Genomic DNA, 23,368 nt, shown 5'->3' on the forward strand with positions numbered 1-23,368 from the left:
CACCGCCAAGAGCAAGCGCGGAAAGTCTCACGATCCGGGACGATATCGTCTCGCCGTGCGGGCCTCGGCGGGGTGCGGAGGGGTCAGACGACGCCGTACAGGCGGTCGCCCGCGTCCCCGAGGCCGGGCACGATGTACGCCTTGTCGTTGAGGCGCTCGTCGACGGAGGCCACGACCACGTGCACGTCCACGCGGTCGCCGACGGCGGCCTGCAGCACCTGGAGGCCCTCGGGAGCGGCGAGCAGGCACACGGCCGTGACGTCACGCGCCCCGCGCGCGAAGACGTAGTCGATCGCGGCGACGAGGGTGCCGCCCGTCGCGAGCATCGGGTCGAGCAGGAACACCTGACGACCCGTGAGGTCCTCGGGGAGGCGGTTCGCGTACGTGACCGCCTCGAGGGTCTGCTCGTCGCGCTGCATGCCGAGGAAGCCGACCTCAGCGGTCGGCAGGAGCCGCGTCATGCCCTCCAGCATCCCGAGCCCCGCGCGCAGGATCGGGACGACGAGCGGACGCGGCTCCGCGAGCCGCACGCCCACCGTCGTCGTGACCGGCGTCTCGATCTCGTGCGGCTCGACCCGCACCTCGCGCGTCGCCTCGTACGCGAGGAGCGTGACGAGCTCGTCGACGAGGAGCCGGAACGTCGGCGACGCCGTGTCCTTGTTCCGCAGGACGGTGAGCTTGTGGGCCACCAGAGGGTGGTCGGCGACGTGCAGGCGCATGGCCTCCACGGTACTGGACTGCCGGCGCGGGTCGTCAGCGTCACGTCGGTCTAGCCTGGTGGACGGCTGACACGTCCGGGACGGCTCCGGCCTGCCAGCCCCCTGCCGCTCCCTGGGGCGGCGTTCCGCCGACAGCTCCGGAGGTCCCGTGCCCGACGACGACCCCCACGTCGACGACGCGTCCCGCCCTGGCCTCGCCCTCCCGTGGTCCGAGGGGTCGTTCCCGCCGGCCACCCTCTCCGCCCGCCGCCAGGTGTGGGACGCGCTCATGGGGCTCGCGCTGCACGAGGCGACCCACGCCCTCGCGAGCGACGACGTGCCCGTGGGGGCGCTCGTCGTCGGGCCGGACGGGCGCCTGCTGGGAGCGGGCCGCAACCGCCGCGAGGAGACCGGCGACCCGACGGCGCACGCCGAGGTCCTCGCGCTGCGGCAGGCCGCCGCGACGCTCGGGACGTGGCGGCTCGAGGGGTGCACGCTCGTCGTGACTCTCGAGCCGTGCGTCATGTGCGCCGGGGCGCTGGTCCTGGCGCGGGTCGGGCGGCTCGTGCTCGGCGCGTGGGACCCGAAGGCCGGCGCGACGGGCTCGGTGTGGGACCTCGTGCGGGACCAGTCCGCGAACCACGAGGTCGAGGTCGTACCGGGCGTGCGGGCGGACGAGTGCGGACAGCTCCTGCGGGACTTCTTCGGCACGCAGCGCTGAGCGCGGGTCTCCCGTGGTTCGGGGTGCGCCCGGGAGGGACGACGGCGCCGGGTCTACCATCCGCGGGCCTCGTTCCTCGGCCCGCTCCCGCCAGACCCGCCACGACCCGGCGCCGTCGTCCCTCCCGGCCGCACCGCTGTCTTCTCGCCGCAGCGCGTGGGCCTTCTCGCCTCAGCGCGTGAGCGTCTTCGTGGCGGCGGGTCGGCGTGAGGTCGGGGCGTCCGTCCGGCGGGACGGCGTCAGGTCAGGGCGTCCGCCAGAGCGGTGAGGGTCTCGGAGACGCCGGCCTCGACCTTGAGCGTCGCGAGGGGGTCGCCGCGGGTGGTGCCGCGGTTCACGATGACGACCGGCTTGCCGTCCTTCGCCGCGTGCCGCACGAACCGGAGGCCGCTCATCACCGTGAGCGACGACCCCGCGACGAGCAGCGCGTCGCCCGCGTCGACGAGCGCGTACGCGCGCTCCACGCGCTCGCGCGGCACGTTCTCGCCGAAGTAGACGATCTCCGGCTTGAGGACGCCGCCGCAGAACTCGCACGGCGCGGGCCGGAAGTGCGACGTTCGCTCGATCACGGCGTCGGCGTCCGGCGCGATCTCGACGTCGCCCACGTCGCCGATCGACTCGAGGAAGCCCGGGTTGAGCGCCGAGAGACGCTCCGCGAGGTGCTCGCGCGAGACCACGCGCCCGCACTGCAGGCAGATCACGCGGTCGTAGCGGCCGTGCAGGTCGATGACGTTGCGGCTGCCCGCGTCCTCGTGCAGCAGGTCGACGTTCTGCGTGATGAGACCGACGAGCACGCCCGCCTCCTCGAGGCGCACGAGCGCGCGGTGCCCCGCGTTGGGGTGCGTGCGGTGCACGTGCTGCCAGCCGACGTGGTTACGGGCCCAGTAGTGCCGGCGGAACGCCTCGTCCTGCACGAACTGCTGGTACGTCATGGGATTGCGGGGCGGCGAGTCGGGACCGCGGTAGTCGGGGATGCCCGAGTCGGTCGACACGCCCGCGCCGGTCAGCGCCGTGACGCGCAGGCCCCGCAGCAGCTCCGCCGCGTCCGTGACGGTCCCCGTGCGCGGTGCCGGGCCCGGGCCCGACGGCGGCGGCTGGCTCGGCCGCCACGTGAGCCTCGACGAGACCGTCGGGACGGGTGACGGCGGCGACGGCGGCACGTCGGCGGCGGAGGTCGCGACGTGCGCGGGGGAGGTGGTGGGGGCTGTCTGTGTCGGGTCAGGAGTCGGGTCGGGCACGCTTCCACGGTACGACGGTCCTGCGGGACCGGGTGTTCGGCACCGTGCGTCGAGGCTGGCGGCGCCGCCGTCGCGAGGTAGTAACGCGGTCGTGCGAGGTAGTACCGCGGTCGCGCGGGGTAGTACCGCGGTTGCGCGGGGTAGTACCGCGGTTGCGCGGGGTAGTACCGCGGTTGCGCGAGGTAGTACCGCGGTCAGGCGGGGTAGTACCGCGGTCGTTGTGCCCGACGGCGTGTGGTCGCCTGGCGTGTCGGGGGGTGGGAGCGCCGCGTCGACCATCCGCGCCGTTCGTCCCTCGCGACGGACCCGCCAGACCCGCCACGACGCGGCGCCCCACCTACTCCTCCTGGTATCGCTTCACCCTGGTCTGTGGTCACGTTGACCCCGGTACTACCTCGTGTGACCGGGTACTACCTCGCGTGACCGGGTACTACCTCGCGTGACTGCGGTACTACTTCGCGGGGTCGTCAGGAGGTGGTGGTCGCGTCGTCGTCGGTGTCCGGTGTCGTGTCGTCGCGGCGGCCGCCTCCCATCCCTCCGCCCATGCCGCCGCCCGACCACTCGCCGGCGGTCACGGGGGTCGAGGCGCTGCCGGTGGTGACGGTGTAGGACTCGCCGGTCGTCACGTCGGCCGAGGAGAAGACGACGTTCGAGGTGTCCTTCGTGACCGTGTACGTGACGAGATCGGAGCCGTCGGGGGCCGAGATCGTCACCGTGTCGCCGGCGCTCGCGGTGACGTCCGTCGCGAGCCAGCCCTGTGCGGAGTCGGTGGACGGGGCGACCGCCATGCCCGAGCTGCCGGCGGCGAGGAGCGTGCCGCCGGAGACGGCGAACGTGCCACCGACGTCGAGCGCACCGTTGCCATCGTTCGTCGGGCCGTTGACGACCGTGTCGCCGCCGGAGATCGTCAGCGTGCCGTTCGAGTCGAGCCCGTCACCGCCCGCGTCGACCGCGAGGGTGCCGCCGGAGATCGTCAGCGTCGAGCCGTCGTCCTGCTCCATCCCGCCGGCCCCGCCACCCTGAGGCATGCGGCCACCCGTGCCGCCGCCCTGCGGCATCTCGCCGTCGGTCGGCGGTTCGGGCATCTGGCCGTCGGCCGGCATCTCGGGCGGGGTGCCGCCGTCCGCCGGTGCGCCCTCGGGCGGGGTGGGCGTCGCGCTGTCGGTGCCCGGGGGCACCTGGTCCTGTGTGCCCGACGCCGTGGCGTCGCCCCGGTCGGTCGTCGTGCCCTCGGTCGTCGTGGTCGACCCGACGGTCGCGTTGAGGCCGTCGTCGCTCGCGGTGACGTCGACCGTCCCGCCGCTGACCGTGATGTCGGCGCCCTCGACGCCCTCGACCGACGTGAGGACGGTGAGGTCGCCGCCCGCGAGGGTGACGTCGCCGTCGGCGTGCACGCCGTCGTCGCCGCTCGACAGCTCGACCGTCCCGCCGGACACCGACACGGCGCCGTCCGAGTGCACGCCGTCGTCCGCGGCGTCGACCGTCACGTCCGCGTCGTCGCCGACGACCACGCCGACATCTCCCTTCAGGCCCTTGGCGGACGCGTCCTCCGCGACGGCCTCGCCTGCGCCCCCGGCGGTGGTCACGTCGACCGTCCCACCGGAGACGACGACGTCCGTGACGGACTGGACCCCGTCGTCGCCGGACGCGATCCGGATCGTCCCGCCGCGCACGTCGACGAAGCCGAGCGTCTCGTCGGCGTCCTCCGTGGACTTCAGCCCGTCGGCCGCGGCGGTCACGTCGAGCGTCCCTCCCGTGACGACGAGGTAGTCCTTGCCGCGCACGCCGTCGTCGCCCGCGTCGACCGTGAGGTCGCCGCCCGCGATGACGAGGCCGTCCTTCGAGACGATGCCGTCGTTCGCCGCGGACGTCACGCTCAGCGCGCCGGAGCCACCGATCACGAGGTCGCTCGTCGAGAACAGCGCGCCGTCCGGCTCGGAGTCCGCGTCCTGGCCGGAGTAGGTCGCGGCGTCCGTGAGGCGGTTCGTCGAGCCGTCGGCGAGGACCACGGCGACCTTCTCCGCGTCCTGGACGTCCAGCGCGGCGTTGGCCGTGGCGCTGACGTCGGCGCCGTCGAGCACGACCTGGACGAGCCCGTCGTCGGCGGTGTCCACGACGAACTGGCCGTCGAGCGTCCCGCTCAGCACGTACGTGCCGGGCGCGGTGATCGTCACGGTCGAGCCGTCGACGCTCACGCCCTCGCTCGACCCGCCCTCGACCGACGCGGTGTCGCCGTCGAGCACCACGGTGACGGCAGAGCTCGCGTCGTACGCGAGGTCGGTGTCGTCCGCGGTCACCTCGGTGTTGTCGGCGCGGGCCTCGTCCGGGGTCAGCCCGGCGACGGCCGTCGAGGCGACGGTCGTGGTGGTCGTGGATCCTGCCGTGGTGGACCCGGTGCTCGCCGAGCCGCCCGGCACGGAGCAGCCGGCGAGGACCGCGGCGGCCGCGGCGGCGGTGAGGTAGGTCAGAGGGCGGCGGATACGCATCAGAGGCTCCTGTCGTCGTGCCCGCGCGTGCGGGTGGGGGTCGTGGGGTCGTGGTCGGCCGGCGCGAGGGCCGCGCACGAGACCGTGGAAGAGGGCTCGGTGAGGTGGCGGCGGATGACGCGACGCCACGGGCCGTCGGGGAGGTCCGGCCGCAGGAGCGCCATCCCCGTGCCGTACTTGGAGATCCGCTCGGGCCGGTGGCCGTGCCGCCACAGCAGCCGGTCGAGGCCCGACGGCGTGGAGCCGCCCTTCGTCTCGACGATCACCAGGTGCGGCACCGCCCGCGTGGCGGGTGCGCCGTCGGGCAGGGTGGCGAGCTCCCACGCGAGCCCGGTGTCGACCGTGGCGCGCGCGCCGCCGTCGGGCCCGGGGAGGTGCAGGGTGGTGCGGCGGTAGCGGGAGACGAGGCCGGGCGCGAGGCGCAGGTGCGACGCGGACGGCACGCCCTCGTGGGCGAGGGTCTTGGCGACGAAGGCGTCTCCCTCGCCCAGCGTCGCCGGATCCTCGGGGTGCGGCTCGCGCTGCTTGAGCGTCACGCCGCGCGCGGCGCGCGTCTTGACCTCGAGGAAGCTCTGCCCGGAGTCGAGGTAGGTCCGGGTGCGGACCTTGAAGCGGCGCCGGCGGCGCGTCGCGGTGAGGTGGAACGACACGAGGTCCGGGGTGTCGAAGTAGACCGACTCGTAGCCGAACTGGCGCTCGCCGTCGATCTGCAGGACCCGGGCGTCGCCCGTGGTGACGAGACCGCCCAGGACGGCGACGGCGTCGTCCACGGTGAGGACGTACTTCCGGTCGACCCGGGCGAGGAGCGCCGCGGACGTCACGAGCTCGTCGAGGCCGACGGCGTCGAGCGGGTGGAGGGCGTCGCGGACTCGCCTGTGCGCGGTCGGGGCCCCGGGGACCGCGCGCGCGGTGGTCGAGGACCCGGTGGTCACGGTCGCGGCGGTCACGCCGGCACCTCCACGCGCTCGCCGGGCGGGAGCGGCGTGGGCGGTGCGGTCGTGGCGACCTCGGGGACCGCCAGGTCCGCGTGGTGGCCGGTCGGGCGACGTGCGTCGCGGCGGGCGTCGTAGCGGACGTCGACCCACGTGGTGTCGTTGACGAGGTCGACGCGCTGGACGCTCGCGCCGCGCACCCGTGCACCGAGCAGGTCCTCGACGTGGGCGACGAGGGCGTCCTCGTCGAGGAACGCGCGGTCCAGGACCATGCTCTGGGAGCGGGACCGGCGCAGGACGCGGGGGTGGTCGACGACGGCGATGACCGCCAGGACGAGGGCCGTGCCCGCGACGGAGAGCCAGCCGGTGGTGGCGCCGAGCCCGCCGAGCAGGCCGATCGCGAGCGCGGCGAAGTAGTAGGCGACCTCGGTCTGCGACAGCTCGGTGGAGCGCAGCCGGATGATCGACAGGACGCCGAAGAGCCCGAGGCCGAGCCCGGCGCCGACGGTGCTGGTGGCGAGCGTCGCGGCGACGGCCAGGACCCCGACGTTCACCCCGAGGTACGCGACGACGAGGTCGCGGCGCCGGTGGCGCGGGTGGTAGAGGCCGAAGGCGAGGACCGTCACGGCGACGAGGTCGACGACGTAGAGGAGTGGCTGGGACACGAGGCGGCTCCGGGGCCGGGGCGCTGAGCGCGGTGGTTGCTGACCCGTCCATTCCGCCGCTCGCCGCTGTGAGCCTGCTGTGCGAGGCACAGGACGCGTGTATGAGTCCTGTTCGCTCGCCGCGTCGCCGGGGTTCACCGGAGCGTGGCGCCGGTCGGCTGTGACCCGCGCCATGCGTCGGGCGCCCGGAGCGCCCAGGAAGTGATGTTAGCCTCACCTAAGCATCGACGGCCATGGACGAGAGGCAGGCATGTCGACCACCCCCACGCAGGCTCCTCGGCGAGCGCGCCCGCAGACCGTCCTCGACGTCCTCGAGACGACGTGGATCGCGCCGCACATGGTGCGCGTCGTCGCCGGCGGGCCCGGGTTCGCCGCGTTCCAGGGCAACGAGTACACGGACAAGTACGTCAAGGTGCTGTTCGCGAAGCCCGAGCTCGGCCTCGAGCCGCCGTACGACGTCGCGGCGCTGCGCGAGACGCTCGCCCCCGAGGACCTTCCTGTCACCCGCACGTACACCGTCCGCTGGGTCGACGACGCCGCGCAGCGCCTCGCGATCGACTTCGTCGTCCACGGCGACGAGGGCATCGCGGGGCCGTGGGCAGCGAGCGCTCGGCCGGGGGACCGGATCGTCCTCTCCGGCCCCGGTGGGCTCTACGCCCCGGACCCGGACGTCGACTGGCACCTCCTGGTCGGCGACGACTCGGCAGTCCCCGCGATCTCGGCGGCGCTCGAGGCGATGCCGCGCGACGCCGTCGGGCAGGCCTGGATCGAGGTCGCGACCGAGGCGGACGTCCAGGCGATCGACGCGCCGTCGGGCGTCGAGGTCACCTGGCTCCACCGCGGCGACGCACCCGCCGGGACGACGACGCTCCTGCCCGACGCCGTGCGCGCGGCGCCGTGGCGCGACGGCCGCGTGCAGATCTTCGCGCACGGCGAGCGCGAGGCGATGAAGGCGCTCCGCCGCGTCTTCGCCCAGCGCGGCGTGCCGCGCGCGGACCTGTCCCTGTCCGGCTACTGGGCGTACGGACGCGCCGAGGACCGGTTCCAGGCCGAGAAGCGCGAGCCCATCGGTCAGATCTTCGAGGACTGAGAGAGACCATGAACGCACTGACCCGCCGCGGCGCCGCCGCGCCCCGCCGCGCCGCCCTCGCGGGCGTCTCGGCCCTCGCCCTGCTGGCCCTCGCGGCCTGCTCCGCCGACTCCGGTGACGACACCGGGGACGGCGACGCCGCGCCGTCGGGCACGGAGAGCGCCGCGGGCGAGCAGTTCCCCGTGACGATCGAGACGGCGTTCGGCGAGGTCGAGATCCCCGAGGAGCCGACGCGCGTCGTCGCGCTCGGCTGGGGAGACGCCGAGACGGCGCTCGCGCTGGGCGTCGAGCCCGTCGGAGCGAGCGACTGGCTCGCGTTCGGCGGCGACGGCGTCGGCCCGTGGCTCGCCGACGCCTACACCGAGTCGCCGGAGATCATCGGCACGCTCGAGCCCTCCTACGAGCAGATCGCCCTGCTGGACCCCGACGTCATCCTCGACGTGAAGTCGTCGGGCGACCCCGAACGGTACGAGCGCCTCGCGGAGATCGCGCCGACCGTCGGCGTCCCCGAGGGCGGCGAGGCGTACCTCGCGCCCATGGAGGACCAGGTCTCGATGATCGCCACGGCGCTCGGTCGTGCCGACGCGGGGGAGGACCTGCTCGCCGAGGTCGACGACGCGTTCGCCGGCGCGCGCGAGGAGAACCCCGACTTCGAGGGGAAGACTGCGGTCATCGGGTCCTACTGGGCCGAGGGCTTCGGGGCGTACGTGTCGTCGTCGAGCCGCGGGGAGTTCATGCAGAGCCTCGGGTTCGTCACCAAGCCCGAGATCGACGAGGCCGCCGGCGAGGAGTTCTCCGCCAACCTCGGCACCGAGAATGTCGCCCTGCTCGACGCCGACCTCACCGTGATCCAGCCCATCGGCTTCGAGGCGGCCGACGTCGAGGCGCAGCCCGCGTTCCAGACCGTGCCGTCCGTCGCCGACGGCCGCTACGTGGTGTTCGACGACAAGGACCTGTCCAACGCGTTCTCGCTCGGCACGCCGACCGCCGTCGTGTACGCGATCGACAACGTCGTGCCGCTGTTCGCCGAGGCGCTCGGGGGCAGCTGACCGGTCGGCTGCCGGTCGGCTGCCCGGTCAGCCGGGAGGCCGATTCGGTGTCCGGGGCCCGGACCAGGTATCCTTCCTGGGCCGGTGCACCCGGCGAAGGTAGCGTGTCCGAGCGGCCTAAGGAGCACGCCTCGAAAGCGTGTGTGGGTGAAAGTCCACCGTGAGTTCGAATCTCACCGCTACCGCCACCCGAAGGGCCCCACCCGCGAGATTCTGCGGATATGGGGCCCTTCGTCGTACCCGGCCCTCCGCCTTCACTCCGTTTTGGCCTGTCGAGTGCACCATGAGTGATCCCTCGGGGCGGAGACTGCGGCCAGAGGCGAGCGGTCCTTGACTCAGTCGCCGTTAAACACCAGGTAGCGATGGGGTCGTTCGGCGACCAGCTCGACCATCTCCTTGAGTTCGTGCAACCCGCGCTCGAGACCAGGCGACGTTCGGGCGATCTGCTCGAGCTCGTCAGCGACCAGGCGCAGCTGATGGCGGTTGAAGACCGTGTCGTCGTACTCGTCGACGTTCCCGAGGAATGGGAGCCCCTGCCCCGTCGCCACTCGGAGGATGCCCCCGAGGTCGAGGTTGCCAAGACTGAGCACGGAGCCGCGGTAGTCGCGCACGAGCGCTGTCGTTCCCACGCCCACAAGTGTGCCAACGAGGCGTCGTTCATGGCAGATCACGGTCCACGGCGACCGCCTGGGTGACAAGCTGGTCGATCACTGTCCGCAGGTCCGGGGCGACGTGGGTGCGCTTCACGTAGTGCCTGACGGTCGTGCCCTTGTCGGAGTGGCCGAGCAGCACCGTGGCGTTCCCGATCGTCGTCGAGTTCGCGGCCTGGGTCGCGACGGTGTGTCGGAAGTCGTGCGGAGTCACCCTGGTGCCTATGGCCAGCTGGGCGTCGCGGAGCTGGTCACGAATTCGGCTGGGGGAGCGGGGCGTGCCCCGCGTGGACGGGAACACCAGCTCGTCGGGCCCGCCGTCGAGGCCGACGTCCAGTGCCTCGGTGATCGACGCGACGACGAAGGCCGGCAACGTGATCGTCCGGCGGGACGAGTCCGACTTCGGCTTGCCCTGCCGCACGAGCCGACCCTCGGCCCGGACGACCGTCCCGGTCACCGTGAGCGTCGGGACCTCCGCGCCGAGGTCGACGTCCGCCTCACGCAGCGCCAGGCACTCGGCGATCCGCAGCCCGGTGCCGAGCATCGTGTCGACGATCTGCGGCAGGAGCGTGACATTGCGACGGCCACGGGGCAGCGCAGGTCGGTTCTCCCATTCGCGGACGGCCTTGCGCAGCAGCGTGATGTCCTCGAGCCCGAGCGTGCGGACTTCGGCTCGTCGCGGCTTGCGTACGGTCACCGCGTCGCGGACCGGGTTGAACGGTGCCGCGCCGTAGCGGACGCACATCAGCATGACCTGGGACATGACGTTGCGTGCCTGCCGCGCGGTGTCGTACTTCTGCGCCGTGCTCAGCGCCATGAGCACGCGGTTCACCGCGACGGGTGTGATCTCCCGAACGCGCAGCGCTCCGAACGCGGGTCGCAGGTCCCGTTCGAGGACACCTCGGTACGTCTCCAGCGACTGCGTCGTTATCTGTCCCTCAACGCGCTTCTCGGCGACCCAGTGGTCGAAGACGATGCCCATGCGCGTCGCAGGGGTGACCTTCGCCGTCCCGGTGACCGCGGCCTCCGTACTGGCACGGTGCAGCCTGTCCTCGAGCGCGCGCTGAGCGGCCGCTCCGGATCGGCCTCGAGCTTCGACGGTCCGGAGGTTCCCGGCGAGGTCGCGAAACCTCGCCCGTGCGCGCCACGTACCGGGGGAGATCTCCGTCCGTGTGATCCGGCCCCAGCGGCCAGGCTCGATCGGCGTGCGTGCCATGCCTCAGCCCGCCGTGCCGGAGTCGGTCACGCGGTCGAGCCACTGCTCGACGTCGGTCGGCCGGTACCGGAGCCGCGCCCCGACCCGCACGACCTTGGGGCCGCCGCCCCGGCTGGACCACGCGTACACGCAGTGCAGCGTCACGCCGAGGTGCTCGGCCAGCTCCTCGGGCGTCATGAGGCGTCGGCGGGTCGTCGCGCCCTCGATCTGGCTCACGCTGGTGGTGCTCATGGTGGTTCCCCCTACGTCGTCGTGATGATGGGTGATCTGTTCTCGTGCCGTCGTAGCGGCGCGGTTCCGTAAAGGCCTGTTGGCGGCCAGATTCGGCGGTCTACGCTCTCCTCGAACCCGCCCAAGGCGGCCTACCCGGTAACAGCGCGTCCAGCCCGCAGTGTGGAGAGGGTGGCAGCCCGTTCAAGCCGGGCCGGGTCCGGGAGACCCTCACGCTGCGGGCGTGATCGGGACTCCGCCCTGTTGAGGGATGCGCAGCCCCAGTCGTTGGCCGGCTCCCTTCTGTGCCTTCCACTGCGCGTACTCGCGGGCGCGTGCTGCGGCCGCGTCGGCCAGTGCCTTGTCGCCTGGGTTGGTCCACCCGGAGCCCACGTAGGTCCAGGAGCCGACGACGAGGGTCGTCTCGTCGTCCTCTGCGAGGAGCCGCGTCTCGAGGTCGGCGACGTCCATCGGCGTCCCGTCGCGCTCGGCGTCGGCCTGAGCCGCTGAAACCGGACCCGAGCACGGCGCAGGCGGCCGAGCGGGATCGAGTAGCGCCGGGACTTGCTCGAGAAGTGGCCGCGAAAGCCCAGCATGTGCGCCCACTTCGCGAGCAACCGGTAGGGGCTCTCGACGCCACTGCCCGCAGACGCAGCCCTCGTCGTCCTCCGGGTCTGGCCCGGCGAGGCCGCGACACGCGGTACGGGCGCGCTCGGCGAGCCACCGGCACGTGCGGACCATGCGCTGGTGGTGCGGGCGCGGCATCGCGAGATCGGTCCCCGTGCCTTTGGTCGAGTACTTCGCGAGGTAGCCGGCCACCTGCTCGGGCCAAAGGTCGTCGGAGCCGTCGTCGTTCTCCGGTACGCCAGTGCGCACGCACCGCAGGTCGAGCTGCGTACCGAAGCGCAGCACGCGCGGGATGTTAGCGGCAGATACTGGATCGCGGAGGCGGTACCTGCCGCAGCGAACCATGCCATCACGATGCGGTCGAGTCACGACGCAACGTCCCGGCTCGTCCTAGCGACGGACGGTGTCTATAAACCGATGCAGCACCTCAAAATCGACTCCTGGTCGGAGGTCGCCGCCAAAGATCGCATCGAACGCGCTTCCTTGCTAAGTGGCCTAAGTCATTGGGAGGCCAATAACGATCCGGGCGGACGAGAACTACCTCGCGCCAAGTGCCATGACGATAAAGCCGTCGCCGTCATCCGTCGTCCATAGATCGCTGAAGCGGTGCGACCAGCAATAATTACGACCAATGCACATGGGTAGAAGGCGGGGACAAGGCCACAACTTTCGTGGCCGCTCGCCCGTAAAGGGTCGAAATAGAGTGCAAGTGTACGCCGAAACGGGAAGTGATCAATTTCGCTGAGCGGCGCCGTTGACGGATGCAGACTCTGAGGCTGTGCGCTCGTACCAGGCAAGGACGCGGCGGTGCACCGCCGACTGCACGTACCGAAAAACTGATGGCAGACCAATGCCGAAGAACATGGATGCGAGTGAAACCAGGGAGTATGCCACGACGCACGCTGCGGCGATGAACCCCAGAATTCCACCAAGCGCACTAGTTGACATGAACGGAATGGCAAAGACGGCCCCGGTCGTCGCAATAAGTCCAACAAAACTGAGCACCGTGGCGGCGATTACTCGCGATACCTTTCCGGCTACCGCCTGCAACCCAAGTGCGTGAGCCTCGAGGCGACGAGAGAGTTCTGTACTGTTGGCTTCTGACGCAGTTTGAATTGCAACGATCCGCTGATTGGCAGCTGCCGTGGCCTCGTGAGCGGTGCGCGCATCCTCGAGTGCTTCCTCTTGGATCGCTCGCCTGGCGCGCTCGAGGACTCTGCGCGCGCTTCCCTCGGTAAAAGCCTCAGGATCTGAGTGTGTCTCAAGCATTATCAGCGAACGTACTTGTAGGGACTGCCGAAGTAGAACGTAGTCGACCTCCGAAACTCTCTGAGTGACGCGGAGATCCTCGATCTTCTCCAGATACAATCGCCATACGTGATCCTCGGCGCGCATTATCGAATAGCTGTCAGTGACCAGGTTGCGCACGGGCAAATCCGGCGCCTTGATTTCCTGAGAGACCCACAGGTGCGTCGTTAGGGCAAAGTCGGGCATGCAGAGTGGAATCGACCCGCGGTCGATCTCGTCGAGTTTCTCAAAGGCCCTACCCGCCCTAACAAGAGCCATGTTGTGGGTTACGAAGATTGCGCTCGTCCGGTGGAGCGTCGTGGCGGATCGACCGCGTCGTAGGCGGTAGATTGCCGTGATCGAGCCCAGGTCTTTCTGGCGTGCGCTGGAACTGCTGTAGTTCACATGTTCCTGAAGCGTCCGTTCGAGAAGGTCTTCATCCAGAGTAAGCGCCGCTACGTGAGCTGGTTTAACTCGCACTTCGACGCCTATCGCGTCAAGCCGATCCTCCAAGCTGTCTGATAGCGCGATGACGTCGGTGACCTCCCAGCCCGCTGAGACCATGTATTCTGACGTCTCACCATAGTATCTCGCGGTTCCCCGCCTTACAATCTCCGTACAAGCGGCAAGTATCCCGCGGATCTCCCTGATCGTATGTTCGAAACAGGCGATCTTTGCCCCGCGGCCTGCTGCGAGGCGCGCGAGGTCCGAGGCGAGGTCCTCGAAGGCTGGGCCGCTGGCCCCGACGAGACGCAGAATGACTGTCGTGTCGAGATATATGGTCAAGCCGTCGAGTCTTGCGTCAAATTCTGCCGGGTCAGGGAAGTAGAGCGCGGAAGCAATGATGGCTCCCTTTGCGACGTGGGAAAGATACTCAAAAGCCTGAGCATCTCTTTCCTGCGCCTCGACTACAAAGGAGGCCACCACGAAATCGAGCGGTTCTGAACCATCCTCGATGGGAGGAAGCGAGGTGTTGTTGACCATTGCCGCAAGGAGGGGGGAGGTGTGGCGCTGGATGAAAGACCATAGCGCGTTGCCAAACTCCTCAGGCGAGACCTTGTGTTCGAAGACACGTTCGGCATGGGACGCGCCCTGGTAAATGAGGGCCTCGTACTCCCGGCTAGTTGCTGCCCGAACGCCGCTCAAGTCAAACCTCGCAAGGCGCTCTCGATCGATGTGCAGGACGCCATGCTGGCGCCTCAAGAGTTCGTTGCGGGCGGCACGACGGCTTATGGTCTGCAGCGCGGCGCCGGGCATGGTGAGGGCGAACTCGTCCTCGATCTCTCGTTGTAGCTCGGGTATCGCAACCACGTCGGTGCGTGAGTGGTAGAGCCGGTCAAGCACCATCGGTTCGAACCGGGAGAGGACGTCGCGTCCGAGGCGATTGGCATCAACAGTCAAGATTGCCATGGAGACTGCGGCGTCGGTCACCGTATACCTACCTGGCTCAGGCCAAGCGCCTTGTGCGCCCGGCTAGTCGGATGAGGACGACTCAAGAATGAATATGCGATGACGTGCGCGCGAGGTGAATTCAACGGATGCGAATGGATTCGCAGCAGAACTTGTGCTTTAGGCCGCTTCCGCAATCGCACGGTCGGTAGTTCCCCTCGACATACCCGCGAACTTCAGGATCTTCACGGCCGGCAGAGAACCAATCTGAGATCGAAGCGCCCTCAGAAACGCTTACGCTCATGGATGGTTCCGGAGGGATTCCCCACCGGTCACCCATCTGACTCGTGGAAGTCTGCACCCCCGATACCTCTTCGCTAAATTGCTGCTGGTGCTTGACGAGAGCTGTCCAGATCGGCAGGGAGCTCTTGTCCGTTTTGCGCCCTTCCACATAGGAAGACACCACAGGCACACCCGCGCCGGCCGCGGTTGCGAGCCCAGGCGTACCAGCCAAGAGATCCACCGTAAAACCTGCCAGAATTCCAAACGAAGAGTTCTTGAGCTTTACTCCAAACTCTCTCAGAAATCCTGAAGAAGCTGCAGACTCAGCTCTCTCGATGCTAGGGGTGAGAATCTCACGGTCCTGGTCGCGCGCAAAAAGGTCCAGGGCGTCCGCGTCCCCGACTGGAGCATTCTGGTAAGCGAAGTGGAGATCTCTCCGAAAAGCCCCGAAGGCGTCATCGTCATGTACGCGTGCAATGAGATCCGGTGATAGGCGAGTAAAGATTGGCATCTTGGACGCCAGCAGCGCTGAGGAGACCTGACCGGAGGGGGACGGGGCGCTGTCCAAACCTTCGGAGGCCAGCCACATTTCGTGTCTGAATGGGGCGGTATATGTGGCACCCATAGTGGTTGAGATTGCATACTCGCGCGCAAAATAGCGGATAGCGTGACCCTGGGCCCGTAGTAGTTGCTCATTCCGTTCCCCCCCAACGAAAGCGAATAAGCCTCTAACGTTGTCTTCGGTCGCAAGATCGCTGGGGCTGAATCTGCGAGCGTATGCGTCCATGTCGCCACTAAGCGCCGTGCTCAACATTTCCCTGAGTTGATCGATCCTATTACGTTCCCGCTTGACGAGTAGCTCGCCTGGTGCGAGCACCACAATGCCGCGATCAATCAGCGGCTTCAAATATTCGAGTCTTGCTAGGGCGTTCTCCATGAATGCGCGGGTGGCTCGTACGTTCGGCACTCCGTCAGGCCCAAGGAATCCTGGACGCGCGGACATCATGTGCTCGTTCGTGTACTGTTCGGGTGCGAACCAATCGTAAACCGGATCTCGTACAACAATCTGATCGGTGTAAAGCAGGCTTGTCAACAGTAGGTCGCCGTGTACTGACCCAAGGTTGGCCGATGGCCATCCGCCTAGGTACGATCTGTGACCCTTCGGTGGTTCGGTATTGATTTGCTCGATGTAGAGTTTCTGAACCTCTTCTCCAAGCTCGTACAGGGCTGACCCAGGCACGCTCCAGAAACTGCGCGAGTTCCGCAGCGTGAAAAAGTCCGAGATGAGTTCGACGACATTCGTTGTCACGAGGTGCTCCGTCTATTGCCCAGCCGCTGGTGCGTGGGGGACAGCATAACGATTGCCGCCCCGCGATGAGATCATCCCGCCGGGTGATTTCCGCGCTCTGGACCATGTACTGGCCCAGGCGCGCGGTGAGAACTTTCCGTACTGGCTCAAGGCGCGGCTTCGCCGCGCATCCGCCGTCCGGCGGGGCCCCGCGCTCCGCTCGCAAGCTCGCTGGCGCGCACCCCGCCGGATCGCCAGACGTCACGAAGAAGGCGGCTCCGGAGCTGGTCCGGAACCGCCTCACGCCTTGCACTTCACCCTGCGCGACCTCGCCCGTCGCGACTCGTCTTCACGCCATGCTCGACCACCACGCCTCATCCCGCGGGGCAGTCTCCAGCTCCTCTCTACGAGTCCGGACGTGCTCGATGAACCGGTCTGGGAGTCGGACGCCGTGGTCCACCACATAGTGCCGCAGGCCTTCGGGCCAGACGAACGTCCCGTCCGTGAACTCGAGATTGCCGTTTCGCTGTCCGCAGATTCGGCACGTAGACCAACCCATGTATGCGCTGGCGACGTGACCACGGGCGAGATAGTCGGCGGCCATGTCGCGATCCTCTACGTCCCACTCGGTGTCGACGAAACGGACCGGATTCGGCCAACCCGGTCGCGTGTGCGGCCCGTCCCAGTAGCCCATGACCGTCAAGGTCGCGTTGTGCACCTGCATCACCTCTCCATCCGGCCCCGTACCGACAGCCGAGCATCCGGCCGACTCCAGCCCGTGTCAAGGGCGCCTGCGGCGTCGCTGCGCGATGGCCTGCGCCACCCGTGACCCGGACCTCCGCCGACCTCTTGTGCTCCGCTATCGGTTCGGCGCCTCCGAGTGTCCCCGCCTGGCGTACGGTCACCGCGTGGACGAACTTCCGATTGGCCTGCGACTTCTTTCTGCGGCGGCGACTAAGGAACAACTCATCAACGCTGTCTGGGACCTCCGTGACTCGGCCTACGACGCCCCCGACACATGGACCGCGTTCAGTCAGAGGTGTTCTTCCAGTGCCTTGGCGAAGAGCTCGAACGTGGATCGGCCGACGGGGGCAGCGCTGTGCCGGCCGATTCTCTGGCCCGGGCTGTCGGTAGGGCGCGCGGGTAGTCGAACGCCGGTGAGGCCGCCACTTACCCTCCTCTTTGATGTCCAAGCGCCTCCCGAAGGGTCTGGCGCGCTGCATACCGCGACGAGCCATTTGGCCAGGTCAGGAGCGAGATCGTCCGGTACGAACAACCTCGTCCTAGGTCTGCGACCGAAGCTCACCGCTACCGCCACCCGAAGGGCCTCACCCGCAGAATCTTGCGGCTGTGGCGCCCTTCGTCGTACCCCGGCCCTCCGTCTTCACTCCGTTGTGCTCCGTGGACTGCGCGAGCGGGCGACGTCGGGCGCCCCAGCGCAGCCGCTGCGACCATGATGTGCATGGCCGTCCACGACCTCGGACCCCGCTGGAGATTTCTGCCAGTCACGCTGGGTACCTCGTTGGGCGTTCTGGGACTGGTCCTCGGCAACACGATCTGGAATGCTCCCACTCTCTGGGGGCCCTGCTTGATCGGTGGGTACCTCCTTGGCGGGGGCGTGTTCGCCATTCGGTACTTTCGCCAGCGCGGCGACGACGGCTGAACCCCATGCAGATGCTCCGAGACGCGCGTTAGGCGCGGTGCCGCGCGATCGCCGTGGCGCCGAGAACCCGGCACGGCAGCGGTGCGGGCCCGCCGTCGTCTCCCACCGCGCGGCGGGTGCGGGCGGCGAGCGCGCCGTCGTAGAGCGCGAGGAGCTCGGCAGCGAGAGCGCCCGGGTCGTCGGCGCCCGCGGCCTCGGCGAGCGCGCGCAGCCGGTCGTCGAGCAGCTGCGTGTCGGCGGCGAGCCACCGGTATGCCGGGTGCTCCGGGTCGGTGACCTCGACGGCAGCGGCGAGGAACGCGCAGCCCCGCGCGCCCGCACCGCTCTGAAACGTCTCGAGCGCGTCGAAGACCGAGAGTGCCCGCGCGTCGGGGTCGTCGCCGCAGCGGTCGAGGGCGTCGTCCCACGTGGCGCGCCAGCGCTCGTGACGACGCTGCAGGTACGCCGCGACGAGGTGGTCCTTGCCGGCGAAGTGCGCGTACAGGGTCGCCGGCGCGACCTCGGCTCTCCGCAGGATCGCGTCCACGCCTGTCGCGGCGATCCCGTGCTGGAAGAAGAGCTCCTCCGCGGCGTCGAGCAGTCGCTCCCGCGCCGGCCGCCGTGCGCCCGCTTTGACCATGCGGGTAGTGTAACGATCACTATGGTGAAACGATCGTTACGCCCCACGAGCACCACGCCCGTCGGGCTCGTCGCCTCGGGCGCCGGGTTCATCGCGGTGACCTACGGGATGGTCCGTTACGGATACGGTCTGCAGCTCCCGCAGCTGACCGCGGAGCTCGGGCTCTCGCCCACCGCCGCCGGGGCGATCGCCTCCGGCAGCTTCGCCGCCTACTGCGCGGCCGCGCTGTGGGCCCAGCGGTCGATGGCCCGGCGGTCCCCGAGGGTGGCCCTGTGGTTCGCCGCCGCGCTCGCGGCGTCCGGCGCCCTCCTGGTCGGCGCGTCCTGGTCGACGGCGAGCCTCGCGGTCGGCGTGCTCGTCGCGGGAAGCGCGGCCGGCGCCGCCTCGCCGGCCCTGGTCGCGGCGGTCGGCTCGACGGTTCGAGGCCCGTCGGCGGATCGCGCCCAGGCGGTGGTCAACGCCGGGACCGGTGTCGGCGTCGCGCTGGTCGGCGCGGCGACGCTCGCGGCGCCCTCGGTGTGGCGGCCGGTCTGGTTCTGCGCCGCGGCCGGCGCGCTGCTCACGGCGGTGGTCGTCGACCGGCGCGCCCGGTGGCCGCTGGGCCCGGAGGGCGCGGGCGACGGCGCGCGAGACCCCGACGCCGGCACCGACGCAGCCAGGACGATGCTGCGACCTCTCGTCGCCGCGTTCGTCGCCGGGACGGGCAGTGCCGCGGTGTGGACGTTCGGGCGCTCCCTCGTCACGGACATCGGCGGGCTGCCCGAGCGCACGACGGCCGCCCTGTGGTGCCTGCTCGGAGCGGCCGCGGTCCTCGGCGCGCTAAGCGGTGACGCGGTCCGTGCGCTCGGACTGCGTCGGGCGTGGGTCGTGACCGCGGCGGCGGCGGCGGTCGGCACCGCCGCTCTCGCCCTCGCGCCGGGGAGCGTCCTCGTCGCGGCCGTCGCGGGGGCGTTGTTCGGCGGCGCCTACACCGCGCTCAGCGGCGTCCTCATCGCCTGGGCCGGGATCCTCCGGCCGCTGGCCGCGGGGCGGACCACCGCGACCCTGTTCGTCGCCCTGACCGCCGGGCAGGCCGTCGGCGCCCTGGCGGCCGGAGGTCTCGCCGGGCTGGCCGGCGCACAGTCGGCGTTCTGGGCTGGAGCGGCGCTCCTGCTCGTCGCGGCCTCGATCCGTCCCGCCATGCCGCCATGCCGCCATGCCGCCATGCCGGCGTCCCGGCGTCCCGGCGTCCCGCCGTGCCGGCGGCGCCGGTCGAGCGCACACCGCACAAGGGCTCTGAGGGGCGGACCGCTGGGGAGTGACCGCTGAGCCCGAGCGCGTGGAGCTCCCATCGGGCGAGACCGCGACACGCGAACGTCATCAACCCGTGACGAGATGGTTTCGTTCGGACTCTGGCCGAATCGGGTGTCGGCCGATAGTGTGCAGGAGACCGAACAAACCCCGGAGCCCCAGTCCGGCGCACGAAGAGCAACGAGGCCTTCATGTCGTATCGCTCATCCCCAGCACCCAGACCCTCGAGGCGTGATCCCGTGAACACTGCACCCAGCCGGTCCCGATCCCGTACGGCGGGGGTGGCGCTCGCCGCCGCCACCGCCCTCGCCGCGGGGGCGCTCGCCGCGCCCGCGGCCGCAGCACCCCTGCCCACCGCGAAGCCCGCCGCGTCGGTCGACGGCCCGGCCGACATCAACGGCTACCGCAGCGTCGGCTACGTCATGTCCGACTCGCGCGTCACCCGCGACTTCCAGGTGGCCGACCTCGTCCGCACGGGCGCGATCGAGGACCTCACCCACATCAACTACGCCTTCGGCAACGTCACGTCCGACCTCGTGTGCGACATCGCCGACGTCCCGGGCGAGGGCGACCCGCTCAACGACTTCGTCGCGGAGGTCGCCGCCGCGGACTCGGTGGACGGCAAGGCCGACAAGCCCGGCCAGGCGCTCGCGGGCAACTTCAACCAGCTCCGCAAGCTCAAGGCGGTGAGCCCCGAGACCAAGATCCTCATCTCCCTGGGCGGCTGGACCTGGTCCGACAACTTCTCGGAGGCGGCCTCGACGCCCGAGGGCCGCACCGCGCTCGTCGACTCGTGCCTCGACCTCTACATCGACGGCGACCTGCCGGAGATCGACGGCAAGGGCGGCGCGGGCGCCGCGGCCGGCATCTTCGACGGCATCGACATCGACTGGGAGTGGCCCGTCACCGGCGGGGAGACGGCCAACGCCCGCCCCGAGGACAAGGAGAACTTCCTGCTCCTCATGGAGGAGTTCCGGGCCGAGCTCGACGCGCGCGGCGCGCAGGACGGCGAGGACTACCTCCTCACCGCGTTCGCCCCGGCGGGCGGCTGGAACGCGGGTCAGGGCGGCTGGCTCGACCCGCGCCTGTTCGCCGTCGTGGACTTCCTGAACGTCCAGGGCTACGACTTCCACGGCGGCTGGGTGCCGAACCAGACCGGTCACCAGGGCAACCTGCACCCCGACGGCACCCAGAACTGGGGCCTCGGGCTCGACGGCGCGCTGGCCATGTACGTCAACGCCGGGGCGGACCCGTCGCAGGTCAACGCGGGCCTCGCGGCGTACGGCCACGGCTGGTACGGCGTCGAGGACGGCACGCAGGGCTGGCAGCCGGCCGCGGGGTACGTGGGCACGAAGACGTACGCGGAGCTGCGGTCGTTCGGCGAGGCCTTCTTCGACCCCGAGATCGGCGCCAGCTGGCGCTACGACGGCGACCAGTGGTGGAGCTTCGACGACCCGACGTCGGTCACCGCCAAGGCCGAGTTCGTCGCGACCCAGGGCTACGGCGGCGCGATGTGGTGGGACCTGTCCGGCGACTACCGCAACGAGCTCGGCGACGCGCTCGGCTCGACGCTGCGCGCGGCGACGCCAGGCCCGGGCGTCGCGGACGAGTGCGCCGTGCCCTGGTACGGCACGGGCGTCTACACCGGCGGCGAGGTCGTCTCGCACGAGGGCTCGGAGTACACGGCCCAGTGGTGGACCCGCAACCAGGAGCCGGGTTCGAGCTCGGCCTGGAAGAAGGTCGGCCCGTGCGGCACGGCGCCCGCGGTCGAGGTGGCGGACTGCTCGGCGGAGTGGTCGCGCGAGACCGTCTACACCGGGGGCCAGAAGGTCTCCCGCGCCGGCGTGACCTACGTGGCCCAGTGGTGGACGAAGGGCGAGCTGCCCGGCTCCGTCACGTGGGGCGCGTGGGACCCGGTCGGTCTGTGCGCGTGAGCTGATGACGGCCGGGTGGCCACGCGCGACCCGGCCGGACGACGACGGCGGGCCCGGTCAGGACGACCGGGCCCGCCGTCGTGCTCCGGGCCGCTCAGCCCGCGCGCGCGTCGCGGCGCAGGTAGTTCCAGGCCAGGGCGCAGCAGACGATGCCGTTGACCAGCCCGACGACGACGTCCGCCGGCCCGTGCGCGCCGCGGTACAGGCGCGAGAACCCGATCGCCAGCGGGACGAGGCAGCACAGCACGGTCACGACGACGCGGAGCACGGGGTGCGTGATCCGCTGCGAGAGCAGGGCCAGGGTCAGGTAGAACGCGGCCGACGCGCCGGTGTGCCCGGACGGAAAGCTCGACGTCGGGGGTGCCTCGTCGAGGCGCGAGACGTCGGGCCGCTCCCGGCCCACGACGATCGAGGACGTGAGGAAGATCAGTGCCTGCAGCGCGACGGCGAGGGCGGGCACGATCGCGAACCACCACTGCCGCGTCCGCCACCACACGAGCAGCACCGCGAGCAGCGTCCCGCCGATGATGAACTCCGTGGTCCCGATCAGCGAGAGCACGTCGGTGACGGCGTCCCACGTGGGGGTGCGGCGCTCCTCGAGCCACCGGTTGACCGCCACCTCGCCCGGGAGGTCGCCGAGCGGACCGGTGACGAGGAAGCCTGTCGCGACGATGAGGACCCAGAGCAGGGCGCCGGGCAGGAACGCGCGGAGCCCGACGTCGCGCAGCACCTCCTTCGCCGTGGGCCGGGTCGTGTCGGTCTCGTAACGGTGCACGAAGGAGTGCATCAGTCCTCGTTCCTGGGAGCGGCACCGGGGGTGCCGGGGGGACGGGTGGTCGTCCATCCGTGGTATCCGACGGCGGACGCGCCGGCGACGGCGCCGCCGAGCAGGAGCCCGGCGACCACGTCGGACGGGTAGTGCGCGCCGAGGAGCACGCGGTCGGCGGCGGTGACGAGCCCGAGCGTCGTCGCGCCGACGACCGCCGCCGCGCGGCCGCGGCGGCCGAGCAGCGGCCAGACGAGGACGGTGAGCGCGACGCCGACGGCCGCGGCGTTCATCGCGTGACCGGAGGGGAAGCTGCTGCCGGGGACCGTCGTGACGACCTCGTCCACGACGGGCCGGGCGCGGTCGACGACCTCCTTCGCGCCGAGCCCGAGGGCCCACGCGCCCCAGATGGTGCCCGCGGCCCACGCGGCACGCGACGCGAGCCCGTGCCGGCGCCACGCCCAGACGCACACGCCCATCGCGCCGATGTTGAGCCACCGCGCCGCGAGCACCTCCTGGCCCACGAGCAGCCCGCGCTCGAGCACGGGCCGCTGAGCGGTGAAGCGGGTCGCCGCGGCGACGGCGGCCCGGTCGGCGTCGACCACGAGGCCCGACTCTGCCCGCACGAGCCAGGCCAGCGCGAGGACCGGGACGGAGGCCACGACGCCGTACACCGCGGCGCGCGAGAGCGCGCGTCGTCGCAGCTTGTCGGCGGGCACCCCCGGACACTAGCGGGAGAGAACCGCTCTCGCGCGAGGTCTGCCGGTTCAGGCGGGGAGCGCGGCCACCGCCTCGATCTCGACGAGCGCGCCCGGCCGGCCGATCCCGACGCGCAGCACGGTCACCGCGGCCGGGTGGGGTCCCCACACCTCGCCCACGACGGCGAAGCCCTCCATGAGGTCGGCCTCGGGAGCCAGGTAGATCGCGAGCCGGGCGACGTGCTCGGGGCCCGCGCCCGCGGCGTCGAGCACGGCGAGGACGTTGCGCAGGGCCTGGGCGGTCTGCGGGGCGATCCCGCCCTCGACGAGCTCGCCGTCGGGACCGGTCCCGTTCTGCCCGCCGACGTAGAGCGTGCGGCCGCTCTCGACGATCGTGCCCTGCGAGAACGCCGGGTTCGCGTGCAGCCCCGGCGGGTTGACGTGCGTGACGGTGCTCATCCTGGTCCTCCTGGGTGGTCGATCTGCGGACGGTCTGTCCTCACCGACGGTACGAGCCACCCCCGACACCGTTGAGTGCTGGGCATTTTGTCGTCCATAGGCCTCGTGAAC

General features: G+C 70.5%; 21 protein-coding genes, 1 tRNA gene and 1 pseudogene. 6 read left to right on the plus strand and 17 right to left on the minus strand.

The window, feature by feature from the left end; all coding sequences use genetic code 11:
- Positions 1–83: 83 nt before the first annotated feature.
- A complete protein-coding gene (upp, locus tag NFS20_RS01275; RefSeq protein WP_251149940.1) occupies positions 84–719 on the minus strand; it encodes a uracil phosphoribosyltransferase in 636 nt (211 codons plus the stop codon).
- Positions 720–987: 268 nt separating this feature from the next.
- Between upp and NFS20_RS01280 the strand changes: the two genes are divergently transcribed.
- Complete coding sequence (locus tag NFS20_RS01280) at positions 988–1,419, plus strand: nucleoside deaminase (RefSeq protein ID WP_251150561.1); 432 nt, start codon at positions 988–990, stop codon at positions 1,417–1,419.
- 239 nt (positions 1,420–1,658) lie between these two features.
- Here the strand turns inward: NFS20_RS01280 and NFS20_RS01285 are convergent, their stop codons facing one another.
- The 4 genes from NFS20_RS01285 to NFS20_RS01300 all read right to left on the minus strand — a co-directional run bounded on the left by NFS20_RS01285 (position 1,659) and on the right by NFS20_RS01300 (position 6,740).
- Entirely contained in the window at positions 1,659–2,453 is a 795-nt protein-coding gene (locus NFS20_RS01285) for an NAD-dependent protein deacetylase (protein ID WP_251150562.1), read from the minus strand.
- 671 nt (positions 2,454–3,124) lie between these two features.
- Entirely contained in the window at positions 3,125–5,143 is a 2,019-nt protein-coding gene (locus NFS20_RS01290; RefSeq protein WP_251149941.1) for a carbohydrate-binding domain-containing protein, read from the minus strand.
- A complete protein-coding gene (locus tag NFS20_RS01295; RefSeq protein ID WP_251149942.1) occupies positions 5,143–6,090 on the minus strand; it encodes a polyphosphate polymerase domain-containing protein in 948 nt (315 codons plus the stop codon). Before NFS20_RS01295 ends, NFS20_RS01290 begins: the two co-directional genes overlap by 1 nt.
- The gene (locus NFS20_RS01300) at positions 6,087–6,740 is read right to left on the minus strand and encodes a DUF4956 domain-containing protein (protein WP_251149943.1); all 654 of its coding nucleotides are present in this window, start codon (positions 6,738–6,740) and stop codon (positions 6,087–6,089) included. Before NFS20_RS01300 ends, NFS20_RS01295 begins: the two co-directional genes overlap by 4 nt.
- Before the next feature lie 250 nt (positions 6,741–6,990).
- Between NFS20_RS01300 and NFS20_RS01305 the strand changes: the two genes are divergently transcribed.
- From NFS20_RS01305 to NFS20_RS01315, 3 genes are all read left to right on the plus strand, one after another.
- A complete protein-coding gene (locus NFS20_RS01305; protein WP_251149944.1) occupies positions 6,991–7,830 on the plus strand; it encodes a siderophore-interacting protein in 840 nt (279 codons plus the stop codon).
- A gap of 8 nt (positions 7,831–7,838) precedes the next feature.
- A complete protein-coding gene (locus tag NFS20_RS01310) occupies positions 7,839–8,879 on the plus strand; it encodes an iron-siderophore ABC transporter substrate-binding protein (protein WP_251149945.1) in 1,041 nt (346 codons plus the stop codon).
- Positions 8,880–8,977: 98 nt separating this feature from the next.
- Positions 8,978–9,067 (plus strand) — tRNA-Ser (locus NFS20_RS01315).
- Between the two features lie 147 nt (positions 9,068–9,214).
- On the opposite strand, the gene NFS20_RS01320 is transcribed toward NFS20_RS01315, so the two are convergent.
- The 9 genes and pseudogenes from NFS20_RS01320 to NFS20_RS01355 all read right to left on the minus strand — a co-directional run bounded on the left by NFS20_RS01320 (position 9,215) and on the right by NFS20_RS01355 (position 18,110).
- The gene (locus tag NFS20_RS01320; RefSeq protein WP_251149946.1) at positions 9,215–9,508 is read right to left on the minus strand and encodes a hypothetical protein; all 294 of its coding nucleotides are present in this window, start codon (positions 9,506–9,508) and stop codon (positions 9,215–9,217) included.
- 28 nt (positions 9,509–9,536) lie between these two features.
- Entirely contained in the window at positions 9,537–10,745 is a 1,209-nt protein-coding gene (locus NFS20_RS01325) for a tyrosine-type recombinase/integrase (RefSeq protein WP_251149947.1), read from the minus strand.
- Between the two features lie 3 nt (positions 10,746–10,748).
- On the minus strand, positions 10,749–10,976 hold the full coding sequence (locus NFS20_RS01330) for a helix-turn-helix transcriptional regulator (protein ID WP_251149948.1): 228 nt from the start codon (positions 10,974–10,976) through the stop codon (positions 10,749–10,751).
- A 131-nt stretch (positions 10,977–11,107) separates the two neighbouring features.
- On the minus strand, positions 11,108–11,551 hold the full coding sequence (locus tag NFS20_RS22225; protein ID WP_353050416.1) for a replication initiator: 444 nt from the start codon (positions 11,549–11,551) through the stop codon (positions 11,108–11,110).
- A gap of 76 nt (positions 11,552–11,627) precedes the next feature.
- A pseudogene (locus NFS20_RS22230) lies at positions 11,628–11,927 on the minus strand (replication initiator); the annotation flags it as partial.
- Positions 11,928–12,314: 387 nt separating this feature from the next.
- Entirely contained in the window at positions 12,315–14,300 is a 1,986-nt protein-coding gene (locus tag NFS20_RS01340; protein ID WP_251149950.1) for a hypothetical protein, read from the minus strand.
- A 100-nt stretch (positions 14,301–14,400) separates the two neighbouring features.
- Positions 14,401–15,849 (minus strand): hypothetical protein, encoded by a 1,449-nt coding sequence (locus NFS20_RS01345; protein ID WP_251149951.1) that lies wholly within the window; start codon positions 15,847–15,849, stop codon positions 14,401–14,403.
- Positions 15,850–16,177: 328 nt separating this feature from the next.
- Positions 16,178–16,552, minus strand: a complete 375-nt coding sequence (locus NFS20_RS01350; protein ID WP_251149952.1) for a hypothetical protein — start codon at positions 16,550–16,552, stop codon at positions 16,178–16,180.
- Positions 16,553–17,519: 967 nt separating this feature from the next.
- Complete coding sequence (locus tag NFS20_RS01355) at positions 17,520–18,110, minus strand: TetR/AcrR family transcriptional regulator (protein WP_251149953.1); 591 nt, start codon at positions 18,108–18,110, stop codon at positions 17,520–17,522.
- Between the two features lie 24 nt (positions 18,111–18,134).
- Between NFS20_RS01355 and NFS20_RS01360 the strand changes: the two genes are divergently transcribed.
- Entirely contained in the window at positions 18,135–19,418 is a 1,284-nt protein-coding gene (locus NFS20_RS01360) for a YbfB/YjiJ family MFS transporter (RefSeq protein WP_251149954.1), read from the plus strand.
- A gap of 221 nt (positions 19,419–19,639) precedes the next feature.
- Positions 19,640–21,334 carry a glycosyl hydrolase family 18 protein gene (locus NFS20_RS01365; protein ID WP_251149955.1) on the plus strand — a complete coding sequence of 565 codons (1,695 nt, stop codon included), beginning with the start codon at positions 19,640–19,642 and terminating at the stop codon, positions 21,332–21,334.
- A 94-nt stretch (positions 21,335–21,428) separates the two neighbouring features.
- Here the strand turns inward: NFS20_RS01365 and NFS20_RS01370 are convergent, their stop codons facing one another.
- From NFS20_RS01370 to NFS20_RS01380, 3 genes are read right to left on the minus strand one after another with little or no spacing between them, the layout of a single operon-like run.
- The gene (locus NFS20_RS01370; RefSeq protein ID WP_251149956.1) at positions 21,429–22,121 is read right to left on the minus strand and encodes a phosphatase PAP2 family protein; all 693 of its coding nucleotides are present in this window, start codon (positions 22,119–22,121) and stop codon (positions 21,429–21,431) included.
- Positions 22,121–22,819 (minus strand): phosphatase PAP2 family protein, encoded by a 699-nt coding sequence (locus NFS20_RS01375; RefSeq protein ID WP_251149957.1) that lies wholly within the window; start codon positions 22,817–22,819, stop codon positions 22,121–22,123. The genes NFS20_RS01370 and NFS20_RS01375 overlap by 1 nt, the downstream gene beginning before the upstream one ends.
- Positions 22,820–22,867: 48 nt before the next feature.
- Positions 22,868–23,257, minus strand: coding sequence for a RidA family protein (locus tag NFS20_RS01380; RefSeq protein ID WP_251149958.1), 390 nt, complete (start codon positions 23,255–23,257; stop codon positions 22,868–22,870).
- Between the last annotated feature and the right edge of the window lie 111 nt (positions 23,258–23,368).

Source organism: Cellulosimicrobium sp. Marseille-Q4280 (genome assembly GCF_943181405.1).
In the GTDB taxonomy this organism is placed as follows: domain Bacteria; phylum Actinomycetota; class Actinomycetes; order Actinomycetales; family Cellulomonadaceae; genus Cellulosimicrobium.